Genomic DNA, 15,971 nt, shown 5'->3' with positions numbered 1-15,971 from the left:
GGGTCAGTCCGCGACGATGCGGACCGCACCCGGTGCGTACTCCCGCTGGCGCACGACGCGGAACCAGCCCTTCGGCAGCGGTATCACCGCGTGCTCCTCGTGCACCACGCGTCCCCCCTCGGGCAGATGGAGCAGCATCGGGCCGAAGGCCCCCTCCTCGCGCATCAGCCGGCCAGGGCCCACCACCGCGTGCGCATGGCCCGTCACCTCGCCCAGCGCGAGCACCAGACGCCCCCGCCCGTCACGCAGTTCTCCCGGCGCCGCCATCAGGTGCGCGGGCACCGCCGACTCCTCCAACGCCACGATCAGCACATCGCCCTGCCGGTACACAGACGTCTCCCCTCCGGCTCGGCACGCTCTGTGCCGGCCACGTGGAAAACGCTACGGCGAGGGTCTGACAATCGACGGCCGCACACCCTCCCACCGTCCCCGGTCACGGGGTTGTCAGTGGGCCTTGATAAACCTTGCGGACATCAGCCGCCCCCAGCGACAGGAGCTCTGGACCATGTCCGATGTCGACCACCTGCAAGAGTTGATCGGCCTTCCCGCCGTCGATTTCGAAGCCGGGACCGCTGCCGTCCGGCCCGCCGCCGACGCCGCGGCCTGGCGCATCGGCGTCGAGCCGTACGAGGACGAGGACCGGACGTGGGAGGAGGAGTTCAACGCCTTCCTCGACGAGGTCGATCCGGCCGGGGTCCGCGCCCTGATCATCGGGCAGTGGGGCGAGTCCTACGACAAGGATTCTTCGTACCCGATCGGTCTCGTCGTCGCGGCCGCCGGCCGGCTGACCTCGCTGGAGGCGGTCTTCGTCGGGGATCTGCTGCAGGAGGAGGCGGAGATCTCGTGGATCGAGCACGCGGACGTCACCTCGCTGCTCACCGCCTTCCCCCGTCTTGAGGCCCTGGGGGTGCGCGGTGGGACCGGTCTGCGGTTCCCGCCGCTCAAGCACGAGAGTCTGCGGGGACTGATCATCGAGACCGGCGGCCTGCCCGCGGAGGTGGTACGCGGTGTACTGGACAGCGAACTGCCCGCACTGGAGCGGCTGGAGCTCTGGCTGGGGGTTTCGGCGTACGGCGGCGATGCCACGGTGGCGGATCTCCAACCCCTGCTGTCCGGTACCCGATTCCCGGCTCTGCGCCATCTCGGCCTGCGCAACAGCGAGTTGCAGAACGAGATCGCGACAGCGATCGCCTCGGCCCCGGTCGTCGCCCAGCTCCAGACGCTCGATCTGTCCTCCGGCACGATGGGTGACGAGGGTGCTGCCGCGCTCCTCGAAGGTCAGCCACTCACCCACCTCGGCGCGCTCGATCTGCATCACCACTTCCTCACCGAGCCGATGGAACGCCGTGTCCGTGAGGCCCTGGAGCCGCACGGTGTGCGGGTCGATCTGTCGGATCGCAATACGCCGTGGGACAACCGAGGCGCCGAGGGCCGCTACACCACCGTGGCGGAGTGACCTGACATGTACAGCCGGGCGCCGCGCTTCGCGGTAGTCGGGGTTCCGGGGAATCGCCGCGTCACGCTCTTCCAGGACGCCGTGCGCGCCTCCGGGCTGCCCGAGGCGCGTGTGGTGCCCTGGCGGACGGTGCTGCGCGGCGAGGCGGTCTTCCTGCCGGGAGAGTCCGTCCGGATCGACTCGCCGGGCGAGGACGCCGAGGTCGAACGACTGCTGCGCGGGGTCGACGATCCGACCAGGGTGGAGGGTTCCGCGCGGTGGTACGCGGCGTTCACCGCCGCCGTACGGGACGTGGCCCGGGCCGCCTCCGCGGCGGGTGCGGTGCTGCTCGACGACCCCGATGACATCGCGGTGCTGTTCGACAAGCGGCTGTGCCACGCCGTGCTGAGGGACGCCGGGGTGCCCGTACCGGAGTCACCGACGTCCGGGCCCGGAGCGCCCGCCGTGCGGGGCTGGGCCGATGTGCGCACGCTGATGCGGGAGCACGGCATGCGGCGGGCGTTCGTGAAGCTCGCTCATGGTTCGTCCGCCTCCGGGGTGCTGGCGGTGGAGACCGCCGGCGACGGCCGGGTGCGGGCGACCACCTCGGTCGAACGGGACGCGGCGGGGCGCCTCTTCAACTCGCTGCGGGTGCGCCGTTGCACGACGGAGGCAGAGGTCGCGGCGGTCGTCGACGCCCTGGCGCCGGACGGCCTGCACATCGAGCGCTGGCTGCCGAAGGCATCGCAGCACGGCCGGGCCGCCGACCTGCGGGTCGTGGTGGTGGCGGGCCGGGCGACGCACGCGGTCGTACGGACCAGCCGCTCCCCCATGACCAACCTTCATCTCGGCGGCGAGCGCGGCGACCTCGACGCGGTCAGGGCCGCGGTCGAGGCCGCGGGCGGCAGCTGGGCCGCCGCCCTGGCCGTGTGCGAGCGGGCCGCCGCCTGCTTCCCCGACACGCAGTGCGTGGGCGTCGATCTGCTGCCCTCCACCGGCTGGCGGCGCTTCGCCGTCTGCGAGGTCAACGCCTTCGGTGACCTGCTGCCGCGCCTGACGGGCCTGCCTGGCAGCGGCGCCGAGAACCTGGACACCTATGCGGCGCAGGTCGCCGCCGTATTGCCGAACAGAACAAGGAACCACCGTGCCGACGCTGCCCACTGACTCCGCCCCGCACCCGCCGGGAGCCGAACCCGACATGAACCGGATCGTGGGCAGCCACGATCTGCTGCTCGTGACCCTGGACACCCTGCGCCACGACGTCGCGGTGGAACTGGCGGCGGCCGGGCGCATTCCGCACCTGGCCCGCCATCTGCCCGGCGGCGTATGGGAGAAGCGGCATGCCCCGGGGAGCTTCACGTACGCCTCCCACCAGGCGATGTTCGCCGGGTTCCTCCCGACTCCCGCCGCCCCGGGCCCGCATCCGCGGCTGTTCGCGGCACGCTTCGCGGGCAGTGAGACCACGGAGGACGGCACCTTCGTCTTCGACACCCCCGATCTGGTCTCCGGGCTCGCCGGCGCCGGCTACCGCACGGTGTGCATCGGCGGCGTCGGTTTCTTCAACAAGCGGGGGCCGCTCGGCTCGGTCCTCCCCGACCTGTTCCAGGAGAGCCACTGGGAGCCCACTTTCGGTGTCGCGTCCCCCACCTCGTTCGAGGAACAGGTGGCCCGCGCCGAGCGGGTGGTAGCGGAACTCCCCGAGGAGCAGCGGCTGTTCCTGTTCGTCAATGTGGCCGCCCTGCACCAGCCCAACTGGTTCCACCGGCACGGCGCCACCCCCGAGGCGGGCGACTCCCGCGACACCCACGCCGCCGCGCTGGAGTACATCGACCGCCACATCGGCCGGCTCTTCGCGGCCGCGAGCAGCCGCCGCCGGTGCTTCGCCATCGTCTGCTCGGACCACGGCACGGCCTACGGCGACGACGGATACACCGGTCACCGCCTCGGTCACGAAGCCGTCTGGACCGTGCCCTACGCCCATTTCATCCTCGAGCCGGGGGCCGCCCGATGACCATCGCCACACCCGCCGTCAGGCCGTACCAGAGTTACGTCTACGCCTACCCGCACAAGACGGCGTACCGCCCACTCGGCGAACACCCCTCCGGGCGGCCCCTGCTCAGCGAGCTGTGGGCGCCGGAGCGCAAGGACGCGCTCTCCCTGTACGTCCACATACCGTTCTGCGAGGTCCGCTGCGGATTCTGCAATCTGTTCACCCGGATCGGCGCGCCCGAAGAGCTGACGACGCGCTACCTCGACGCGCTGGACCGTCAGGCCACCGCGGTCCGCGACGCGCTGGGCGACGAGGGGCCGGTACGTTTCGCCGCCGCGGCCTTCGGCGGCGGTACGCCGACCTTCCTGACTGCGTCCGAGCTGGAGCGGCTCTGCGACATCGCGGAGAAGCGGATGGGCGCCGATCTCCGGTCCGTTCCACTGTCCGTCGAGACCTCGCCCTCCACGGCGACGGCGGACCGGCTGGCCGTTCTCGCCGAACGGGGAGCCACCCGGGTGAGCATCGGTGTGCAGAGCTTCGTGGACGACGAGGCCCGCGCCGCGGTCCGCCCGCAGCGCCGGGCCGATGTGGAGGCGGCCCTCGGCCGCATCCGCGATGCCCGCATCCCGGTCCTCAACATCGATCTGATCTACGGCATCGACGGCCAGACCGAGGACACCTGGCGCGCTTCACTGGACGCCGCGCTGGCCTGGCGTCCCGAGGAGCTGTACCTCTACCCGCTGTACGTACGCCCGCTGACAGGCCTCGACCGTATCGGCGCCGCGACACCGCCCGGGACCGAGGCCGCGGCGGACGCCGCCTGGGACGAACAGCGGCTGCGGCTCTACCGGGCCGGGCGCGACCATCTCCTCGCCGAGGGCTACGAGCAGGTGTCGATGCGGATGTTCCGCCGGGCCGACGCCCCACACGAGGGCCCGGACGACTACGCCTGCCAGACCGACGGGATGATCGGTCTCGGCTGCGGCGCCCGTTCGTACACCTCGTCCCTGCACTACTCCTTCGGCTACGCGGTGGAGATGCGGGAGATCCGGGGCATCATCGACGGCTTCACGACGACGGAGGACTTCTCCCGGGCCGAGGTGGGACGGTACGTCGACGGCGACGAGGCGCGCAGGCGCCACCTGTTGCAGTCCCTTCTCCAGGCCGACGGGCTGGAGCGCGCGGAGTACCGCGCGCGGTTCGGCACGAACCCGTACGACGACTTCTCGGCCGAGCTGGACCGCTTCGCGGCGCGCGGCTGGCTGGCGGGGCCGGTGGGCAACGGCCTGCTCCGCCTCTCCCCGGAGGGACTGGCTCATTCCGACGCGCTGGGCCCGGAGCTGTTCTCCCCCGCTGTACGGGCCGCGATGGCCGCGTACGAAGTGAAGTGAGCCCTTCCATGGACCTGACGATCCTCTACCGGGGCCCGCTGGCCTCGTGCGACTACGCCTGTCCGTACTGCCCGTTCGCCAAGCGGCGCGATACTCCTGGGCAACTGCGCACCGACCGCGCCGCCCTGGAACGCTTCACCGCGTGGGCGGCGGCGCAGACGGGCGACCGGCTGTCGGTGCTCTTCACACCGTGGGGCGAGGGGCTGGTCCGGTCCTGGTACCGCCGGGCGCTGGTCGAGCTCTCGCGGCTGCCGCACATCGGCCGGGTCGCCATCCAGACCAACCTCAGCTGCCGTACCGGCTGGCTGGCGGACGCCGACCTAGACAAGGTGGCGCTGTGGTGCACGTACCACCCGGGCCAGACTCCGTACGAACGGTTCCTCGGCAAGTGCCGTGACCTCGCAGAACTCGGTGTCCGTCACAGCGTCGGGATCGTCGGACTCGACGCTCACCTCGACGAGGCACGGCGGCTGCGAGCGGCGCTGTCCGACGAGGTCTATCTCTGGGTCAACGCCGCCGAAGGGCACACCTATACGGACGAGGAGGCGGGCCGCTGGACGGCCCTGGACCCCCTGTTCCCGTACAGCCGGCACCCCCACACCTCGGCCGGGCTGCCCTGTCGGACCGGTGAGTCGGTCATCTCGGTGGACGGCGACGGCACGGTGCGGCGGTGCCACTTCGTCCGCGCGGAGCTCGGCAATCTCTACGACGGGAGTTACCGCAGGTCCTTGGGCCCGCGCGGCTGTCCCCTCGCCGTCTGCGACTGCCATATCGGCTATGTGCACCTGGAGACGCTGCCGCTGTACGACGTCTTCGCGGGCGGCGTACTGGAACGGATACCGTCCCGGCGTGCTCTCCCTGTTCTGGAGCGTGCGCTAGAGCGGCAGTAGGTCCGGGCGCTTGGCCTCGACGTGGTCGCCTGACGATTCGCCGCGCAGCCGTCGCCCGATCCAGGGGACCAGATACTCGCGGGCCCAGTGGATGTCGTCGCGCCGGTCGTCGAGCGGGCGGCGCAGGGCCTGCGGCGGCCATGCCTGGTCGGGGTCGGCGGGCACCTCGATGCCGAGGACCTGGGCGGCGCGGAGCGCGACCCTGGTGTGCCCCTCGGGCGACAGATGCAGCCGGTCGTCGTCCCAGGCCCGGCGGTCCTGCACGGAACGCAGCGACCACAGGTCGAGGACCGGGCAGTCGTAGCGGTCGGCGATGGAGCGCACATGGGCGGTGTAGGTGGCGATCTTGCCCCGGAGGTGGCGCAGCACCGGCATGTGGCGGGGGTCGAAGCCGGTGGTGATCATGACGGTGCCGACCGCGCCGGCCAGTTCGGCGACGGCGCGCTCGAAGCGCTCGGCCACGTCGTCGGGGTCGCTGCCCGGCCGGAGGATGTCGTTGCCGCCCGCGCAGAAGCTCACGAGGTCGGGTGCCAGTTCCTTGGCTCGCGGGACCTGTTCCTCGACGATCTGGTCGAGGAGCCGTCCGCGTACGGCGAGATTGGCGTACCGGAAATTGCCGTGCCGCGATGCGGTGAGGCCCGCCCCCTCGTCGGATACCGGGAGCTGATCCGCCAGCAGCACAGCGAACCGGTCCGCCCAGCCGACAAAGGTTCCATCGGGGCCGGGGTCGCCGACGCCCTCGGTGAAGCTGTCGCCAATCGCCGCGTACGACCCTATGACGCTCTTGACGCCCATGACGTCCTGGAGACCGCGCTGATTGAGTTTCGAATCGTCTGCCACAAGGACTTATCCTGCACCTACGAATGTGACCTACGCGACCGTAATAAGGGGTTGACGGGTCGTGAGATAGACCACCCGGTCAGTTTTTGGTAAAGCCGGAATAAGTGGCGGCCCCCGCAGAACCGGTGAGAACGCGAAGAAGGGCGGTGCGCCGCCGGCGCACCGCCCTTCTTCACTGCTGCTCGTCTCAGATGGAGACGCCGTGCTGACGCAGGTACGAGACCGGGTCGACGTCCGAGCCGTAGCTCGGGCCGGTGCGGACCTCGAAGTGGAGGTGCGGGCCGCTCGAGTTGCCGGTGGAACCGGAGAGGCCGATCTGCTGGCCGCCGGTGACGGTCTCGCCGACCGACACGTTGAGCGAGGTCTGGTGGGCGTACTGGGAGTACATGCCGTCCTCGTGCTTGATGACGACCTCGTTGCCGTACGAACCGCTCCAGCCGGCCGAGACCACGGTGCCGGGGCCGATGGCCCGGACGCTGGTGCCGGAGGCGGCCTGGAAGTCCGCACCGGTGTGGTAGCCACTGGACCACATCGAGCCGGAGGCGCGGTACGGCGTGGTGACGGTGGCGTCGGCCACGGGGGTCGTCCAGCCGGAGCTGTTGCTCTCCGAGGCGCCGGTGGCGGCGCTGGTGTTCGTCGAGGCGGCCGACTCGGCGGAGGAGGAGGCCGAGTTGGAGGACGTGTCCGCCTTCGGGGCCGCGGCCTTGGAAGCGGTGGCCTTGGGGGCAGCGGCCTTGGGAGCAGCGGCCTTGGGAGCAGCGGCCTTGGGAGCAGCGGCCTTGGGAGCAGCGGCTTCGGCGGAGCCGGACGCCTTGGCGCCGAGCGTGAGTTCGGTGCCGGGGAAGATCAGGCCCGGGTTCTCGCCGACGACCTCGCGGTTGTCCTTGTACAGCTTCTGCCAGCCGCCCTTGATCTTCTGCTCGGCGGCGATCTTCGACAGATAGTCGCCGGCGGCCACGGAGTACGTCTTCGGGGCGGTCTTGGACACGGCGGCGGGCGCGGTGTGCGCAGCGGCGACCGAGGCTGCCGCGGGCTTGGCGGCGGGCGCGGCCTGCTCCGCGGCGTGCGCTCCGGTGGCGCCGATCAGCGGAAGAGCGAGGACTGCGCCGCCGGTCCCGGCGGCGAAGATGCCGCGGGCGATCGGGCTGGACTTCGGACGACGGTGCTTACCCTGTGCGGGCATGGGGGAATTCCTCTCCGGCGCCTGCGAGGTGAGCTGTCGGGTTCGGGCTGGAGATGCCCGGTCGCGCTGGCGCGACTTCACCCCGAGCCGTTCCGGATTGCTCCGGACCAGCGGCTTACCTGGGTCCCCCGCTCCTGCCACGCGTGAGTGGGTGCGGATTCCGGGCGGCGGCAGGATTAGGCGGTCCGTCCGGATTGACGGTGACCGTAAGCGAGTAAGGACGGCCGGAACAAGCCATGTCCGACGCACCGGAATGCGAGATTCAATTCCGGCGCGGATTTCCGGTCACACTGCGTGGATTACGGATCTTGGCATTCCGTGCGGGGGGCGGAATGCCCGTCGGCCGGGCCACCACGCACCGTCACGGATATGATCCCGCTCACCAGTCGACCACCATCTCCCCCATAAGCAGGGCATGTTCTGCTAAATGCACCAATACGGACATGCCCCGATCACGGCGTACGGCGGAGCCTCAGCACCCTCGCGTCGAGATCGCCCCGGAGCCCGGTATCCACACCCTGATGGAGCAGCACCGAACCCTCGTACACCGCACCGGTGTCGAGGCACATGTACCTCGCCGAGGGGTCGAGCCCGCGCAGGCGAAGCGCAGGGGGTCGCTCCCCGTACCTCTGTGCCTCCAAGTACATGAGGACGACGACGTCCTGCCCGTACACGTACTGGACCGCACTGAGCCCGCCGCGTGGAGGCCGCAGCCGGTACAGCGCGCCCCGCTGCACGACCGGTCGGATCTCCTTGTACAGCGCCACCCAGCCCCTTGCCTCGGCCAGCTCCTCCTCGCTCCATTCGGTGAGGTCGCCGCCGACGCCGAGCACTCCGGCCATGGCACTGACGAACCGGAATCCCAGTGAGCTCACCCGGCCGTTGAGCTGGGTGTTCGGGCTGTCCGTCACCCAGGCCGCCATCACCCGCGCCGGATGGATCTGCCCGAAGCCCTCCTGGATGGCGAGCCGGTCCAGCGGGTCGGTGTTGTCCGACGTCCACACCTGGTCCGTGCGGGAGAGGATGCCCAGATCGATCCGGCCTCCGCCGCCCGAGCAGGACTCGAAGGCGACGCCCGGATGTGCCGCACGCAGCTGGTCGAGCAGCCCGTACAAGGCCTCCACGTGCTCGACCCACAGCTTCTGCGGATACTCCTCGCCGGGCCAGCCCGCATCCGTGAAACACCGGTTGAAGTCCCATTTCACATAGTCGACGGGGGCGCCGGAAAGCAGGGTGTCCAGCTGTTCCCAGAGGTACGCCCGCACATCGGGCCTGGCCAGGTTGAGCACCAGCTGATTGCGGAATTCGGTGCGGGTCCGTCCGGGATGGTGCTGCACCCACTCCGGATGGGCGCGGTAGAGATCGCTGTCGGCGTTGACCATTTCCGGCTCGACCCAGATGCCGAACCGCATCCCGAGCCGGTGCACTTCCTCTGCGAGCGGTTTCAGACCGCCGGGAAAGCGCGCCGGGTTCGGTGTCCAGTCGCCGAGCCCGGCGCGGTCGCTGGTGCGCCGGCCGAACCACGCGTCGTCCACGACGAACAGCTCGACGCCCAGGCCGGCGGCCCGCTCGGCGAGCGCCCGCTGCTGCGGCTCGGAGACGTCGAAGCCGGTCGCCTCCCAGGAGTTGTAGAGCACCGGCCGCAGGGCCTCGGCATCGGGGATCACCCGGGCCAGCTGCCAGGCGTGCCAGGCCCGGCTCGCGCCGCCGAAGCCCCCGGCGCTCCACAGGCCCGCGAAGAGCGGTGTGGTGTACGACTCACCGGGGGCGAGGCGCAGCAGTCCGGACTCGTCGTGGCCCGCGCCGCCGGTGATCTGCACGAGGCCGTCGGGGAGCTGCTGCACCGCGATGCGCCAGGAACCGGACCAGCCGAGCGCGCAGCCGTACACCTCGCCGTGCTGCTCGGTGGCTGCCCCGTCCGCGTCGAGGGCCACCCAGGGAAGGTGCTGGTGCCCGGTGTGGCCGCGCCGGCTGGAGAGAATGTGTTCGCCGTACGTGAGCTCCGCGCGTACGAGCCGCGACTCCGCCGCCCAGCGGCCGTGCAGCCGACTCAGTCGCCAGCCGTCCCGGGCGGGCAGTGTCCAGGCGGCGGCGTCGGCGCGGAGCAGTTCCAGGGACGGGCGGCCACGGCCGGTGTGGGCGACGGTGGCCCAGCGTTCGATCACATCGGAGTCGTCCCGCATGCGGTAGTGCAGGGTGAGGCAGAGAGCGTGTACGGCGTCGGTGAAGCGGAGGCGGAGCTCGTCCCCTTCCACCACAGCGTCCGCGAACACCCACTGCGTGCCCCTGACCCCGCCGCCCCGCACTGAGAGTGCCGGGCGGACGAACCGGGGCCCGCCCTCGACGGGGTACTCCTCCCTGCCGTCGAGCGAGGACTCGAAGGGCCGCTCCGGGGCCGGGGGCAGGGCGGCCAGGGCCTCTGCCGCGGCCAGGGAGATGCGCGGGCCCCAGTGCAGATGCAGCAGTTCGTCCCGGTCCGTGAGGTGCAGCGCGTAGCTTCCGGTCGCTCCGCCGAGCAGCCAGGTCCGGCCCTCGTCGCCTGTCTCGATCATGCCGCCCCCAGATTCGAACAGTTCCGCACATCATCGAGCGTGCGCGCCGCGTGGGCAACGGTGCCGCACGGAACGGCGACCTCCGGGGCAAGATGATTGCCTGGGGAATCAATGTCGTATCGTCACGACCGTGCCCTCGTCGGCGAGCAGCGCCGACGCCAGACACTCCAGGAGTCACCGTGACGCAGCAGCTGCCGCAGGTCCCGTTGTCGCACACTGAGCTGACCGGTGTACGCAACTTCCGTGACGTCGGGGGCCTGCCGGCCACGGACGGCCGCCGGGTGCGGTTCGGGCGGCTCTACCGCAGCGGTCACCTGGCGCACGCCACCGAGCAGGACGCGGCGTTCCTCGACGGGCTCGGCCTGCACACGATCTTCGACTTCCGCAACGCCGCCGACCACAAGCTCGACGGCCACGACGTGGAGCTGACAGGCGTCCGCAACGTCAACATTCCGCTCTCCGACCCGGCTGACGGCGCCGAGTTCTGGCGGCTGGTCCGCGACGGCAACATCGAGCAGCTGCGCTCGATCCTCGCGGACGGCAAGGGGGCGGACCGCATGATCGCCTCGTACCGCTCGATCATCAAGGACCGCACCGGCGAGCACAGCCGGGTGCTGCACGCCCTGGCCGAGGACAGTGTCCCCGCCCTGATGCACTGCGCCGCGGGCAAGGACCGGGCGGGGCTCTCCATAGCGGTGTCGCTGCTCGCCGTCGGCGTGGAGCGCGAGGCCATCGAGGCGGACTACCTGATGTCCAACGACGCCCACCGCCGGTACAAGGTGAAGCGCAGCGACACCTCGGCGGTCGGGATGTCCGACGAGGTCATGGAGCTCCTGAACCCGCTCTTCGGTGCGCACGCCGAATATCTGGCGGCGGCCTTCAGCACCATCGATGAGACCTGGGGCGGCACAGAGCGCTACCTCACCGAGGGGCTGAAGCTCTCCCCCGAGACCCGTGACCGGCTGCGGGAGCGCCTCACCGAGGAGGCGTGACCGCTCCTCGTCAGCCCTTGCCGGCCACCTCGAACAGCAGATAGAGGAAGGCCGCGAAGACGTGCCCGGCGACCAGGTAGGCGACGAGCCGGATCACCACACCGCGGGGAAACTTCCGCTCCTGCGCCTCGTAGTTCTTCCGGGACCTCGGGCTGAGCGGATCGTAGTGCTCTGAATCGGACATGACAGTCCCTCTTTCGGTGTCGGGGCCGGCCTTCCGGTGTCGGGGTCAGCGGCGGTGGAGTCCGCTGCCCAGACAGAGTTCGGCCGCCGGGCTCTGCAGCAGTGTGTGGACGAAGAGCAGCTCCGCGCCGCCGCGGTCGGCGGCGGCGATCCGGTGCGGGGTGAGCGAGTCGAAGTGCGCGCTGTCCCCGGGTTCGAGGTCGTGCACGGTCTCGCCGAGGCCGACCCTCAGCCGCCCCTCCAGCACGTACAGCCACTCCTCGCCGGGGTGGACGCGCACCAGATCGCCCTGTGCGCCGTACGGCACCCGGACGCGGAGCGACTGCATGGCCCGGCCGGAACCGCCGGCCTCGCGGTACATCCAGCCGTCGGCCTCGGCGCCCGTGAACGGGCCACCGCGGACGATCGCGTCACGTTGGGCCGGGGCCTCCCCGAGAAGCTCGGAAACCGTCGTACCGTAGACGCGGGCAAGACCCAGCAGCATGGGCAGCGAGGGCTGCCGGCGGCCGGTTTCCAGCCGGGAGAGATGGGCGGGTGAGAGCCCCGCCCGCTGGGCGGCGGTCTCCAGGGTGAGGCCACGGCTGCGGCGCAGGTCGCGCAGGCGCGGAGCGACCCCGGGCAGTTCGTCGGCTGCCCCTCCGTCAGGAGGATTCATGCCTCCATTAGGCCAGGATCTTTCCTCTGAGGCAAACTTTTTGCCTCAGAGGCAAACCCCCGGCTCAGCGGTTGGCGACGGCCTGTTTCACCAGGGTCCTGCCGAAGTCCCACATCAGCCCGCCCCCGCTGTGCGCGTCGTCCATCACCGCCGTGAAGGCGCTCACGAACCGGTCCACCTCCGGCTCGCCGATGACCAGCGGCGGGATCAGCTTGATCACTTCCAGATGGTCCCCGGACACCTGGGTGAGAATCCGGTGCTTCTGCAGCAGCGGCACCACGACCATCTGCGCGAAGAGCCCCTTGCGGGCCGCCTGGAGCATGGTCCAGCGGCTGCGGAGCTTCAGTGAGGACGGCCGGCCGAATTCGATGCCGATCATCAGTCCGCGCCCGCGCACCTCGTGCAGCAGCTCGTAGCGGCCGACGAGCGCGGCCAGCCGCTCACGCAGCAGATCACCGGTGCGGCGGGCGTTCGCCACCGTCTCCTCGTCCTCCATCACCGCGAGGACGGCGAGACCGGCCGCCATGGCCTGCGCGTTGGAGCCGAAGCTCGCCGAGTGGACGAGGACCCGGTCCATGGACGAGTAGACACGCTTGAAGATCCAGTCCTTGCCGAGCGTCGCCCCGACCGGCACATAGCCGCCGGAGAGCGCCTTCGCGACACAGACCAGGTCGGGCTCGACGCCGTCCTCGTGCTGGTACGCGTAGAAGTCACCGGTCCTGCCGAGGCCCGTCTGCACCTCGTCCACGATGAGCAGCGCCTTGTGCCGGTGCAGCAGCTCCTGCGCGGCACGCAGGAAGCCGGGCGGCGAGGCGTGCACCCCCTTGCCCTGGATCGGCTCCACGACGAGCCCCGCGACGTCGCCGCGCTTCAGCTCGCGCCGCAGTGCGTCCAGATCGCCGAGCTCGATCGCGGTGTCCGGCAGCAGCGGCGCGAAGCCGTCCCGGAAGCCCGCCTCGCCGTTGACCGAGAGGGAACCGGTGGTCAGACCGTGGAAGGCGTGCGTGCAGTACAGAATCCTGGGCTTCCCGGTGGCGTACCTGGCGAACTTCAGGGCCGTTTCGACGGCCTCCGTACCGCTGTTGCCGAAGAACACCCGGTCCAGGTGCGGGCTGTGGGCGAGCAGCTTCTCGGCCAGCAGGCCGGGGAGCGGCTGGCAGTCGAAGCGGGTGAGGTCGGCCAGCGAGGCGTCGAGGACGTCGTGCAGCGCCTTGCGTACGACAGGGTGGTGCCGGCCGAGCCCCATCACCCCGAAGCCGGCGAGCATGTCGAGGTAGTCGTTGCCTTCCGCGTCCCAGAAGTACGCGCCCTCGGCCCGTTCGTAGACCTTGTCGAAGCCGATCGTACGGAGCATGCGCGGCAGCTGGTGGTTGAGGTGCTTGGTGTGCAACTCGTAGCGCTCGCCGCCGCGTTCGGCGAGGAGCCGTGCCAGATCGAAGCCCTTGGGCCCGTCGTCCTTCATGCCCCGCTCTCCTTCAGTACCGGTTGCTCCGCCTTCGTCCGCCCGGCGGCGAAGAAGGCGCTGATCTGTCCGGCGATCTCCACCGGTGTGAGTCCGATGTCGGCGAGCACCTCGCCTCGTCCGGCGTGGGCGAGGAACTGCTCGGGGATGCCGAACGTCCGCAGCGGTACGTCGACCCCGGCATCGCGCATCGCCTGTCCGACGGCCCAACCGACGCCGCCGCTCCGGCTGTTGTCCTCCACGACGGCCACCAGCCGGTGGTCCGCGGCGAGCGGGGCGAGCTGCTCGTCGACCGGCTTCACCCAGCGCGGGTCGACGACCGTGCAGCGGATGCCGGCCCCCGCGAGCAGGTCGGCGGCCTGGAGACAGACCTGGGCGAGCACACCGACCGCCACCAGCAGCACATCGGGATCGTCGGCGCGGTGCAGGAGATCCATGCCGCCGATCCTTCCGACGGCCGGAATCGGCTCCCCCACGCATTCCTTGGGGAATCTGAGCACGGTCGGGGCGTCGTCCACGTCGACGGCTTCGCGCAGTTGCGCGCGGAGCTGGTCGGCATCGCGCGGGGCGGCGATCCGCAGCCCGGGGACGACCTGGAGCACCGACATGTCCCACATGCCGTTGTGCGAGGGTCCGTCGGCCCCGGTGACTCCGGCCCGGTCGAGGACGAAGGTCACGCCGCACCGGTGCAGGGCGACATCCATCAGCAGCTGGTCGAAGGCCCGGTTGAGGAAGGTCGCGTAGACGGCGACGACGGGGTGGAGTCCGCCGGTGGCCAGGCCCGCCGCCGAGACGGCCGCGTGCTGCTCGGCGATGCCCACGTCCCAGATCCGGCCGGGGAACGCCTCGGCGAACTTGGTGAGTCCTACGGGGTGCAGCATGGCCGCGGTGACGGCGACGATGTCGGGCCGCTCGGCCCCGATCGCGGCGATCTCGTCGCCGAAGACGGAGGTCCAGGAAGGGCCGGCGGGGACGGCGAGGGGTTCGCAGGTGAGCGGGTCCATCACGCCGACGGTGTGGAAGCGGTCGGCGTCGTCACAGAGCGCGGGCGGGTAGCCCCGCCCCTTCTCGGTGATGCAGTGCACGAGCACCGGTCCGTGGAAACGTTTCGCGCGGCTCAGCGCGGACTCGACGGCGGCGGTGTCGTGTCCGTCGACCGGGCCGACGTACTTGAGGCCCAGGTCCTCGAACATGCCCTGCGGGGCGAAGGTGTCCTTGAACCCCTTCTTGGCGCCGTGCAGCGAACCATAGAGCGGCGGCCCGATGACGGGGGTCTGCCGAAGGAGGTCCTTGCCCCAGGCCAGGAAGCGCTCGTAGCCGTCGGTCGTACGGAGGGTGGCGAGGTGGTCGGCCACACCACCGATGGTCGGGGCGTACGAGCGCTCGTTGTCGTTCACCACGATGATCAGCGGGCGGTCCTCGGCGGCCGCGATGTTGTTCAGCGCCTCCCAGGCCATGCCGCCGGTGAGTGCGCCGTCCCCGATGACCGCGACGACATGGTGAGGTCGCTCCAGTACCTCGTTGGCCTTGGCCAGACCGTCGGCCCAGCCGAGGACGGTGGAGGCGTGGGAGTTCTCGATGACGTCGTGTTCGGACTCCTCGCGGGACGGGTAGCCGGACAGGCCGCCCTTCCCACGCAGCTTGGAGAAGTCCTGGCGCCCGGTGAGGAGCTTGTGCACGTAACTCTGGTGCCCGGTGTCCCACAGAATGCGGTCCACGGGCGAGTCGAAGACCCGGTGCAGGGCGATGGAGAGTTCCACCACCCCGAGGTTGGGTCCGAGGTGGCCACCTGTCCTGGACACCGCGCGGACCAGGAACGTCCTGATTTCGGCGGCGAGTTCGTCGAGTTCCGGTCCACTCAGTGCCTTGAGATCCTGTGGCCCCTTGATGGAATCCAGAAGCGTCACGCTCGGGCCCCTCTCCGGTCCGGTTTTCAGCTCACGGTCACAGCCGCAACCCCCGACGGGGTCCCTGCCTCCTCCATACCGTCGGCGATCTTCAGGGCTTCTTCGATGAGGGTCTCGACGATCTTCGACTCCGGGACGGTCTTGATGACCTCGCCCTTCACGAAGATCTGCCCCTTGCCGTTGCCGGACGCCACACCCAGGTCCGCCTCACGGGCCTCACCCGGACCATTGACAACACAGCCCATCACCGCGACCCGCAGCGGGACCTCCATACCCTCAAGACCCGCACTGACCTGGTCCGCCAGCTTGTACACATCCACCTGCGCACGCCCGCACGACGGACACGACACGATCTCCAGACGACGCTGCTTCAGATTCAGCGCCTCAAGGATCTGAAGCCCGACCTTGACCTCCTCGGCCGGCGGCGCCGACAGCGACACCCGGATCGTGTCCCCGATGCCCTCCGACAGCAGCGCACCGAACGCCACCGC

The 15,971-nt window shown here is 70.4% G+C and carries 15 protein-coding genes and 1 riboswitch; of the genes, 6 read left to right on the top strand and 9 right to left on the bottom strand.

The genetic code is table 11. The annotated features are described in order from the left end of the window. Nucleotides 1-3: 3 nt before the first annotated feature. Nucleotides 4-330 (bottom strand): hypothetical protein, encoded by a 327-nt coding sequence (locus tag ACFT7S_RS17795; RefSeq protein ID WP_382732601.1) that lies wholly within the window; start codon nt 328-330, stop codon nt 4-6. A gap of 175 nt (nt 331-505) precedes the next feature. On the opposite strand from ACFT7S_RS17795, the gene ACFT7S_RS17790 reads away from it, so the two are divergent. Genes ACFT7S_RS17790 through ACFT7S_RS17770 form a run of 5 tightly spaced genes read left to right on the top strand, consistent with a single transcriptional unit; the run spans nt 506 to nt 5,706 of the window. Then, nucleotides 506-1,456 (top strand): STM4015 family protein, encoded by a 951-nt coding sequence (locus tag ACFT7S_RS17790; protein ID WP_382732599.1) that lies wholly within the window; start codon nt 506-508, stop codon nt 1,454-1,456. 6 nt (nt 1,457-1,462) lie between these two features. Beyond that, on the top strand, nt 1,463-2,599 hold the full coding sequence (locus ACFT7S_RS17785) for an STM4014 family protein (protein ID WP_382732597.1): 1,137 nt from the start codon (nt 1,463-1,465) through the stop codon (nt 2,597-2,599). Nucleotides 2,600-2,633: 34 nt separating this feature from the next. Continuing rightward, complete coding sequence (locus ACFT7S_RS17780) at nt 2,634-3,446, top strand: STM4013/SEN3800 family hydrolase (RefSeq protein ID WP_382732865.1); 813 nt, start codon at nt 2,634-2,636, stop codon at nt 3,444-3,446. Beyond that, the gene (locus ACFT7S_RS17775) at nt 3,443-4,816 is read left to right on the top strand and encodes an STM4012 family radical SAM protein (protein ID WP_382732595.1); all 1,374 of its coding nucleotides are present in this window, start codon (nt 3,443-3,445) and stop codon (nt 4,814-4,816) included. Before ACFT7S_RS17780 ends, ACFT7S_RS17775 begins: the two co-directional genes overlap by 4 nt. An 8-nt stretch (nt 4,817-4,824) precedes the next feature. Beyond that, nucleotides 4,825-5,706, top strand: a complete 882-nt coding sequence (locus ACFT7S_RS17770; RefSeq protein ID WP_382732593.1) for an STM4011 family radical SAM protein — start codon at nt 4,825-4,827, stop codon at nt 5,704-5,706. Here the strand turns inward: ACFT7S_RS17770 and ACFT7S_RS17765 are convergent. The 3 genes from ACFT7S_RS17765 to ACFT7S_RS17755 all read right to left on the bottom strand — a co-directional run bounded on the left by ACFT7S_RS17765 (nt 5,692) and on the right by ACFT7S_RS17755 (nt 10,281). Continuing rightward, complete coding sequence (locus ACFT7S_RS17765; protein WP_382732591.1) at nt 5,692-6,546, bottom strand: SGNH/GDSL hydrolase family protein; 855 nt, start codon at nt 6,544-6,546, stop codon at nt 5,692-5,694. The genes ACFT7S_RS17770 and ACFT7S_RS17765 overlap by 15 nt on opposite strands. Before the next feature lie 187 nt (nt 6,547-6,733). Then, nucleotides 6,734-7,729 (bottom strand): peptidoglycan DD-metalloendopeptidase family protein, encoded by a 996-nt coding sequence (locus tag ACFT7S_RS17760; RefSeq protein WP_382732589.1) that lies wholly within the window; start codon nt 7,727-7,729, stop codon nt 6,734-6,736. Between the two features lie 5 nt (nt 7,730-7,734). After that, a riboswitch (cyclic di-AMP (ydaO/yuaA leader) is annotated at nt 7,735-7,893 on the bottom strand. Nucleotides 7,894-8,181: 288 nt separating this feature from the next. Then, the gene (locus ACFT7S_RS17755) at nt 8,182-10,281 is read right to left on the bottom strand and encodes an alpha-galactosidase (protein ID WP_382732587.1); all 2,100 of its coding nucleotides are present in this window, start codon (nt 10,279-10,281) and stop codon (nt 8,182-8,184) included. 179 nt (nt 10,282-10,460) lie between these two features. Between ACFT7S_RS17755 and ACFT7S_RS17750 the strand changes: the two genes are divergently transcribed. After that, a complete protein-coding gene (locus ACFT7S_RS17750) occupies nt 10,461-11,273 on the top strand; it encodes a tyrosine-protein phosphatase (protein ID WP_382732585.1) in 813 nt (270 codons plus the stop codon). Between the two features lie 10 nt (nt 11,274-11,283). Here the strand turns inward: ACFT7S_RS17750 and ACFT7S_RS17745 are convergent, their stop codons facing one another. The 5 genes from ACFT7S_RS17745 to ACFT7S_RS17725 all read right to left on the bottom strand — a co-directional run. After that, nucleotides 11,284-11,457 (bottom strand): DUF6126 family protein, encoded by a 174-nt coding sequence (locus ACFT7S_RS17745; RefSeq protein ID WP_382732583.1) that lies wholly within the window; start codon nt 11,455-11,457, stop codon nt 11,284-11,286. A 45-nt stretch (nt 11,458-11,502) separates the two neighbouring features. Then, nucleotides 11,503-12,111 (bottom strand): helix-turn-helix domain-containing protein, encoded by a 609-nt coding sequence (locus ACFT7S_RS17740; RefSeq protein WP_382732581.1) that lies wholly within the window; start codon nt 12,109-12,111, stop codon nt 11,503-11,505. A gap of 64 nt (nt 12,112-12,175) precedes the next feature. Further along, nucleotides 12,176-13,573: an aspartate aminotransferase family protein gene (locus tag ACFT7S_RS17735; RefSeq protein WP_382732579.1), complete on the bottom strand. Its 1,398-nt coding sequence runs from the start codon at nt 13,571-13,573 to the stop codon at nt 12,176-12,178. Continuing rightward, nucleotides 13,570-15,480 carry a 1-deoxy-D-xylulose-5-phosphate synthase gene (dxs, locus tag ACFT7S_RS17730; RefSeq protein WP_382732577.1) on the bottom strand — a complete coding sequence of 637 codons (1,911 nt, stop codon included), beginning with the start codon at nt 15,478-15,480 and terminating at the stop codon, nt 13,570-13,572. The genes ACFT7S_RS17735 and dxs overlap by 4 nt, the downstream gene beginning before the upstream one ends. Nucleotides 15,481-15,506: 26 nt before the next feature. Further along, nucleotides 15,507-15,971: flavodoxin-dependent (E)-4-hydroxy-3-methylbut-2-enyl-diphosphate synthase (locus ACFT7S_RS17725; protein WP_382732575.1), on the bottom strand; the 465-nt coding region annotated here is incomplete at its 5' end.

It is taken from the genome of Streptomyces sp. NPDC057136 (assembly GCF_042670885.1).
Lineage (GTDB): Bacteria > Actinomycetota > Actinomycetes > Streptomycetales > Streptomycetaceae > Streptomyces.
This window is presented reverse-complemented; position numbering and strand designations above follow the sequence as displayed.

Excerpts from the sequence above, each read along its gene's own strand:
- ACFT7S_RS17740 (WP_382732581.1), bottom strand. The coding sequence starts at position 12,111 with ATGAATCCTCCTGACGGAGGGGCAGCCGACGAACTGCCCGGGGTCGCT.
- ACFT7S_RS17735 (WP_382732579.1), bottom strand. The coding sequence starts at position 13,573 with ATGAAGGACGACGGGCCCAAGGGCTTCGATCTGGCACGGCTCCTCGCC.
- ACFT7S_RS17780 (WP_382732865.1), top strand. The coding sequence starts at position 2,634 with ATGAACCGGATCGTGGGCAGCCACGATCTGCTGCTCGTGACCCTGGAC.
- ACFT7S_RS17755 (WP_382732587.1), bottom strand. The coding sequence starts at position 10,281 with ATGATCGAGACAGGCGACGAGGGCCGGACCTGGCTGCTCGGCGGAGCG.
- ACFT7S_RS17745 (WP_382732583.1), bottom strand. The coding sequence starts at position 11,457 with ATGTCCGATTCAGAGCACTACGATCCGCTCAGCCCGAGGTCCCGGAAG.
- ACFT7S_RS17770 (WP_382732593.1), top strand. The coding sequence starts at position 4,825 with ATGGACCTGACGATCCTCTACCGGGGCCCGCTGGCCTCGTGCGACTAC.
- ACFT7S_RS17790 (WP_382732599.1), top strand. The coding sequence starts at position 506 with ATGTCCGATGTCGACCACCTGCAAGAGTTGATCGGCCTTCCCGCCGTC.
- ACFT7S_RS17775 (WP_382732595.1), top strand. The coding sequence starts at position 3,443 with ATGACCATCGCCACACCCGCCGTCAGGCCGTACCAGAGTTACGTCTAC.
- ACFT7S_RS17785 (WP_382732597.1), top strand. The coding sequence starts at position 1,463 with ATGTACAGCCGGGCGCCGCGCTTCGCGGTAGTCGGGGTTCCGGGGAAT.
- ACFT7S_RS17760 (WP_382732589.1), bottom strand. The coding sequence starts at position 7,729 with ATGCCCGCACAGGGTAAGCACCGTCGTCCGAAGTCCAGCCCGATCGCC.